The sequence below is a fragment of the Pseudomonas sp. 06C 126 genome (assembly GCF_001855215.1).
GTDB classification, from domain to species: Bacteria; Pseudomonadota; Gammaproteobacteria; order Pseudomonadales; family Pseudomonadaceae; genus Aquipseudomonas; species Aquipseudomonas proteolytica.
In genome coordinates this window covers 76,602-82,959 of the sequence record NZ_MIFU01000082.1, presented here as the reverse complement: position 1 = coordinate 82,959, position 6,358 = coordinate 76,602, and the positions used below count along the sequence as shown (strand labels likewise).

Below are 6,358 nucleotides of genomic sequence, written 5' to 3'. Positions count from 1 at the left end.
TGGCGAGGGCTCTCAGGCCGCCTGGATCTCGCGCTTGAGGCTGTCCATATCGATCACGAAGCGGTATTTCACATCGCCCTTGAGCATGCGCTCATAGGATTCGTTGATGCCCTGGATATCAATCATCTCAATCTGCGAGACGATGCCGTGCCGGGCGCAGAAGTCCAGCATGTCCTGGGTCTCCTGGATGCCGCCTATCAATGAGCCGGCCAGGCTGCGACGCTTGAAGATCAGGTTGAATACCGTGGGCGATGGGTGCGGGCTGTCCGGTGCGCCCACCAGGGTCATGGTGCCGTCGCGCTTGAGCAGGTTGAGGAACGCGTCCAGGTCATGGGGCGCGGCCACGGTATTGAGGATGAAGTCCAGGCTGTTGGCGACCTTGGCCATTTCGTCCGGGTTCTTCGACACCACCACTTCGTCGGCCCCGAGGCGCAGGCCGTCTTCGCGCTTGTTCGGCGAGGTGGTGAACAACACCACGTGGGCGCCCATGGCATGGGCGATTTTCACCGCCATATGCCCCAGGCCACCGAGGCCGACCACGCCGACCTTCTGCCCAGGCCCGACCTTCCAGTGGTGCAGCGGCGAATAGGTGGTGATGCCGGCACACAACAGCGGCGCCACGGCCGCCAGTTGCGCCTCGTCGTGGGAGATGCGCAGGACGAACTTCTCCTTGACCACGATGTTGTCCGAGTAGCCGCCAAAGGTGTTCTCGCCACCAAACACCGGACCGTTGTAGGTGCCGGTAAAGCCGCTCTCGCAGTACTGCTCCTCGCCCTCGGCGCAGGATTCGCAGTGCTGGCAGCTGTCGACCATACAACCGACGCCAGCCAGGTCGCCGACCTTGAAGCGGCTGACATTGGCCCCCACCGCTGTCACCCGGCCAACAATTTCATGGCCCGGCACCGACGGATAGAGGGTGTTGTTCCACTCGTTGCGTACCGTGTGCAAGTCGGAGTGGCACACCCCGCAATAGAGGATATCGATCTGTACATCGTCAGCACCGGGGGTACGGCGCTCGAAGGTAAAGGGTTTGAGGGCATCCTTGGCGTCACGGGCGGCGTAGCTGTAAGTCTTGGCCATTGCGGTCACCTGTTTGCATCGACATTGAAGGTCAGTTGACCAGCATAGCCGCCCCACCGTTCAACCGAAGTCAATCGGCGGTAATCCAGACAAACACCTACCCGCTCCCACAGGTCAGTGAACCACCGCCCGGGTTACCAAAAAGCTCAACAACTGCGGTTCGTCATCCAGCTCAATGGCCTGCACCGGGCGCGGCAGGTTGTCCAGCACACTGCGCCAGAACGCCTGGGAGGCTTCGTCCTGGTCGTAGAAACGCACCAGCCAGTCAGCCTCGCCGCTGGTCAGTACCTGGGTGGCCAGGGCACGGCCGATGCCCTTGCGTCGGTAGCGTTTGAGGATAAACAGGTCGGCCAGCTCCAGGGCGTTGATCCCCGGCAGCTCGCTGCGCTCAATCAGTAGGAATCCGGCGATGTAGCCGTCCACCAACAGCAGGTTGGCGCTCCACTGCGGCTCTTGCCAGTAGCGCGCCAGGTGTTCTTCATGGATGTAGAAGCGGCCGTCCTGCTCGACATCTTCCTGTTCCCAATCCGAGGATTCATAGGCATAAAACTGGTAGAGGTTGCAGATCAGTTCGGCCTGTTCCGGGCCGGTTTGGATCAGTTCGACAGTGGTGTCACTCATGGCGGGGCTCACGCGGGCGGGGCGCCACAGTAGCGAAGGCCGGCGCCCCAGGCAAGCCGCTAGGCTTGCTGCTTGAGCTGAGGCAGCGCGCCCAACCACTGCTCCAGTTCGCGATGCACCTGGGGCGCCAGCAACTGCCGATCTGCCATCCATTGGTCGTTGAACACCGTATCGAGGTATTTTTCGCCGCCATCACACACCAGCGCCACGATCACGCTATGGGCCGGCGCATGCCGTGCCTCGCGCAGGGCCTGGTAGATAACTCCGCCTGCCGAACCGCCCAGCAGCAGGCCGTAATGCCGGGCCAGGTAGCGCGCGGTTTCAAAGGCCTGGGCATCACTGACGGTAAGACCTTTGTCGATCAGTGCGTAGTCGACCACGGCACCGATTTCTGCGCCTTGTGGGGTGCCGGTGCCGGACTGGTGATACGGCGCACCGGGGCCGCCGAAGATCACCGAGCCGCAGGGTTCGACACCGATCACTTGCAGGCTGTGGGCATGGCGTTTCAAGGCGCGCGCGGTACCGCACAGCGAGCCACCGGTGCCCACGGCGCCCACCAGGTAGTGGATTTCATCGCCAAGCACCGCGCGCAGTTCCTCGGCCAGTTGCGTGTAGCCGTTGGCATTGGCCGGGTTGTGATGCTGGCGGGTCCAGTAGGCGCCCTGCTCAACGGCGATGCGCTCGGCCGTGGCATCGCGGTCGGCGGTGGCCAGCCCGCCACCGGGGTCGCCGACCCGCACCAGTTGCGCACCAAAGGCTTGCATCGCAAGCAGTTTGTCGGGGCTGGCGTGTTCATCGACCACCGCAGTGAAGCGGTAACCTCGCTCGGCAGCCAGCAACGCCAGGCCCAACCCGGTGTTGCCCGAGGTCGACTCGACAATCCGCCCACCCGGCTTGAGCTGCCCCGAGGCCTGCGCCTCGTCGAGCATCTGCCGGGCCATGCGGATCTTGGCGGTGCCGGTGGGGTTGAATTGCTCCAATTTGAGCAGCACGCAGCTGCCGTTTTCGGTGACGCACAATTTGAGCAGCGGCGTATCGCCGATCAGCTCGGACAGGCAAGTGTTGATCATGGCAACCTCTGGGCAGTATGAAAAACCGGCGCGGCGCTTATCCGGCCAGGGCCGTGACGGCGCGTTGCAGGCTGGCGAGAAACGCCTGGTTTTCGTGGGCCAGGCCCAGGGACACGCGGATGAAACCGCTGTACCCAGGCTCACGCCAGGCCTTGACGATGATCCCGTCCTTGAGCAGTTCGTCGACCACTTCCAGGGCGTTGCGGGCGGTATCGATAAACAGGAAATTGGCCTGGGACGGCGCCACACGAAACCCCGCAGCCTGCAACCCTTGAGTCAGGCGTCGGCGCTCGCTGGCGACAAACTCGCGGCTGCGCTTCACATGGTGCGGGTCGAGCCAAGCGGCCTTGGCCGCCTCTTGGGCCGCTTGATTGACGTTGTACGGCGTGCGCACCCGGTGCAGCGCATCGATGAGGCTGGAGTGCGAAGCGATGCCATAACCGATCCGCAGCCCCGCCAACCCATACGCCTTGGAGAACGTGCGCAGGATGATCCACGGCCGCGACTGTGCGCCGAGGATCGCCAGGGCATCGGCGCCGTCCTCGACGAACTCGAAGTACGCCTCGTCGATCACCAGCAAGGTGTCGGGATGGGCGGCGGCAATCAGGGCCGTCAGCTCGGCACTGGACAGCGCCGTGCCCACCGGATTGCAGGGCGTGCTGAGCATCAACAGCTTGGCCGGTTGCTTGAGCGCCGTGCTCCAGGCGTGCAGGTTGACGCTGAAGTCTGGGTTGAGCGGCACCTTGTCCACCGTCGCCCCCATCATCAGCGGCAGGCTTTCATGCAGGCTGAAACAGGGTTGCTGGGTGACTACCCGATCCTGGGGATCAAGCAGCGCCAGGCACAACAGCTCGAGGATGTTTTCTGAGCCATTGCCGAGGATCAGCCTGGCGGGATCCACATCCAAATGCCCGCCGATCAGTTGCCGCAGCGCACGGCCTGTGGGGTCGGGGTAGCGCGCAAGCCCTGCCCCGCCCTGTTGCGCAAGCATTGCCGCGGCTGCCGGCGACATGCCCAGCGGGTTTTCGCAGTTGGACAGTTTGGTCACCGTGGGCGTACCCAACTGACGTGGATCGGCGCCCGGATCATACAGGGGCAAGCGCCGCACACTGGGCCGCACCAGCGCCTCAATGCGCTGTGCGGGGTTGTCTTGATGCATGGAACACCTCCTTGTTATGACAGTGCGATGGCGCCCGCGCGGTCCAGCGCCTTGAGTTGCCGTTCAAACGAGACGATCAGCAGCAACGCCGTGGCCGCCAGGCCAATCGCCAAACCGGCCCATACGCCAAAGATCCCGTAAGGGCTGACAATGCCCAGCAACCAGGCAGCGGGCAGGCCCACCAGCCAGTAGCCGAACAGTGAAATCCGCAGCGGTCCCGCCGTATCGCCAATGCCGCGCAGGATGCCGTTGCCGATGTTCTGGCTGGCGTCGAACACCTGCAGGACGATGGCGATCAACAAACCGGTGGTCGCCAGGCGCACGGCATCCAGGTTGTTGGCGTGTTCGGTGCTGATAAACAGGCCGATCACCTGTTCGGGCAGCAGCGCGTAGGGAATCGCAAACAGCAGCATCACCAGCACCCCGAGGCCCAGCCCCAGGCGCCCCAGTTGCCGGGCGCGCTGATACTGCCCGGTGCCGCAGGCCTCGCTGATATGGATGGAAGCGGCATGGGAGATCCCCGCCGAGAACATGAACACGATGTAGATGATCTGGTTGAGCACCGTCTGCGCCGCCAGCGCTTCCATGCCCAGGGTGCCGATCAGCAAGGTCAGCACGCTGAAGAACCCAGCCTCGCTGGCGTAGGTCCCGGCAATCGGCAGGCCGAGCTTCCACACGGCCTTGAGCGCGTCCGGCGAAAAGCGCAAGTGCGCAAGCGTGAAGTAACCGGCCAGGCGCCGATGGGTCAGTACTACCGCGAGGAACATCAGGAACGACAGCAAGAACACCACCGCGCTGGTGATCGCCACCCCCGCCAGCCCATAGGCCGGCAGGCCCAGCTTGCCGAACACCAGTACGTAGTTCAGGGCCGCCGTGAGAACGATCGACACCAAGGTGATCGCCAGCAACGGGCCGGGGAATTTGAGGCCGACCGTGAAGTGGCGCAGCGCCTGGAACCACAGGCACGGCAACAGGCCAGGGGCAATAATCAATAGGAAGTCCATGGCACCGGCCACTACGCTGGCGTCCTGGCCGAGCCATGTCAGTGGTTGGCGCAACGCCAACAATACGCCCATAAACACCAGGCCACTGACGGTGGCCCAGAACAGGCCCGCCACCAGCAGCGCACGCACTTGAGCCTCATCGCCCCTTGCGTTGGCTTGCGCCACCAGGTTGCTGACGCCCGTGACCAGCCCGGTGCCGGTGGTGCGCAACTGGTTGAACAGTGCGAGCGCCAGGCCACCGGCAGCCAACTCCTTGGCGCCCAGGGTGCCGAGCACCACGATATCGATGGTGGTCAGGGCCACATACGCCAGGTTGGTCAGGATCAGCGGCAGTGCCAGCAACAGCAGCGCCCGGCTGTCGGCGCGCCAGGCGCCGGGTTGTGCGGCATTCAGGCCGACCATAGCTGGACCCTCTGCCCACGGTTCTGCGCCAGCGCGCGATCGGCCATCAAGCGGCCGAGGGCGACATCGGTCACCACCATGCCGCTGTTGTAGGCAAACACCACATCATCGGGATGGCGCCGTGCGGGCGCCCGGCCCAGGAGGATATCCGGCAGTTCGGCGTCCACCTCAGGCAGGCTGCCATCGGCGGCCGCCAGGTCGGCGCTGGTGACCTGCATTTGCGCGGTATCGGTGGCGATGCGGTAGTCGGCGCCGTGCAGCACGTCGGCATCGATGCCATAGCCCACCAGCACCGCCACCGCGCCAGGCTTGAGCCAGGCACGCTGTACTTGCTGGCGCGCCGAAAGCCCGGCCACGCCGAGGATGATATCGGCCTCGCCCGCCGCAGCCTGCAGGTCATCGACCACGATCACATCGCGCAGCGGGTAGTGTTTGTGCAGGTTTTCGCGCACCGCACGCAAGCCCTCGGCGTAGTGCCCGTAGACATACAAGCGCTCCAGGTCAGGCATGGCCGCCAGCAACATCGGCAAGGCGATCTGGCCTTGCACACCGGTACCCACCACCAGCGCCGTGCGAGCATCCGGGCACGCAGCCCTGGCCATCAGCGCCGAGGTCGCCGAGGTGCGCAGCGGGCCGAGCTTGACCACGTCCATCAGGGCAATCGGGTGGCCGGTGCGGTCATCACACAGGAAGATGAACGAGTGGAACTGATAGGCATCGCGGGTGCGTTGCGGATCGTGTTCGTACACCACCTTGAAGCCCACCGTGTGGCTGGCGCCATCGCGGCCGACCATCGAGTAGCTGATGGAGCGGCGGTCAGCCGGCTCGACAATGGTCTTGAGCGGGTTCTGCGAATCGCCGCTGCGCAAGGCCTTGTACGCCTGCTCGACCACCTGCAGGACTTCGCGGTAACTCACGCCCAGGTCTTCGAGCGCGGCCTGGGGGAGCACCCATAGATCGGCGGGGGCCGCGGCTTTTTTCAAACTGTTCACTCAAGACTCCTTGTGGAAGGGTTTGCACGC

Annotated in this window: 6 protein-coding genes; all 6 read right to left on the bottom strand. The window is 64.3% G+C overall.

The window, feature by feature from the left end; genetic code table 11:
• Positions 1 to 12: 12 nt before the first annotated feature.
• The 6 genes from BHC62_RS13045 to BHC62_RS13020 all read right to left on the bottom strand — a co-directional run bounded on the left by BHC62_RS13045 (position 13) and on the right by BHC62_RS13020 (position 6,328).
• Positions 13 to 1,080 carry an NAD(P)-dependent alcohol dehydrogenase gene (locus BHC62_RS13045; protein WP_029292998.1) on the bottom strand — a complete coding sequence of 356 codons (1,068 nt, stop codon included), beginning with the start codon at positions 1,078 to 1,080 and terminating at the stop codon, positions 13 to 15.
• Between the two features lie 114 nt (positions 1,081 to 1,194).
• A complete protein-coding gene (locus BHC62_RS13040; protein ID WP_057959217.1) occupies positions 1,195 to 1,701 on the bottom strand; it encodes a GNAT family N-acetyltransferase in 507 nt (168 codons plus the stop codon).
• Between the two features lie 59 nt (positions 1,702 to 1,760).
• On the bottom strand, positions 1,761 to 2,771 hold the full coding sequence (locus tag BHC62_RS13035) for a PLP-dependent cysteine synthase family protein (RefSeq protein ID WP_070995246.1): 1,011 nt from the start codon (positions 2,769 to 2,771) through the stop codon (positions 1,761 to 1,763).
• 37 nt (positions 2,772 to 2,808) lie between these two features.
• Positions 2,809 to 3,930: a histidinol-phosphate transaminase gene (gene hisC / locus BHC62_RS13030; RefSeq protein ID WP_070995245.1), complete on the bottom strand. Its 1,122-nt coding sequence runs from the start codon at positions 3,928 to 3,930 to the stop codon at positions 2,809 to 2,811.
• A 14-nt stretch (positions 3,931 to 3,944) separates the two neighbouring features.
• Complete coding sequence (locus tag BHC62_RS13025) at positions 3,945 to 5,336, bottom strand: MATE family efflux transporter (RefSeq protein ID WP_070995244.1); 1,392 nt, start codon at positions 5,334 to 5,336, stop codon at positions 3,945 to 3,947.
• Positions 5,324 to 6,328: a hypothetical protein gene (locus BHC62_RS13020; protein ID WP_217695067.1), complete on the bottom strand. Its 1,005-nt coding sequence runs from the start codon at positions 6,326 to 6,328 to the stop codon at positions 5,324 to 5,326. Before BHC62_RS13020 ends, BHC62_RS13025 begins: the two co-directional genes overlap by 13 nt.
• Positions 6,329 to 6,358 lie beyond the last annotated feature (30 nt).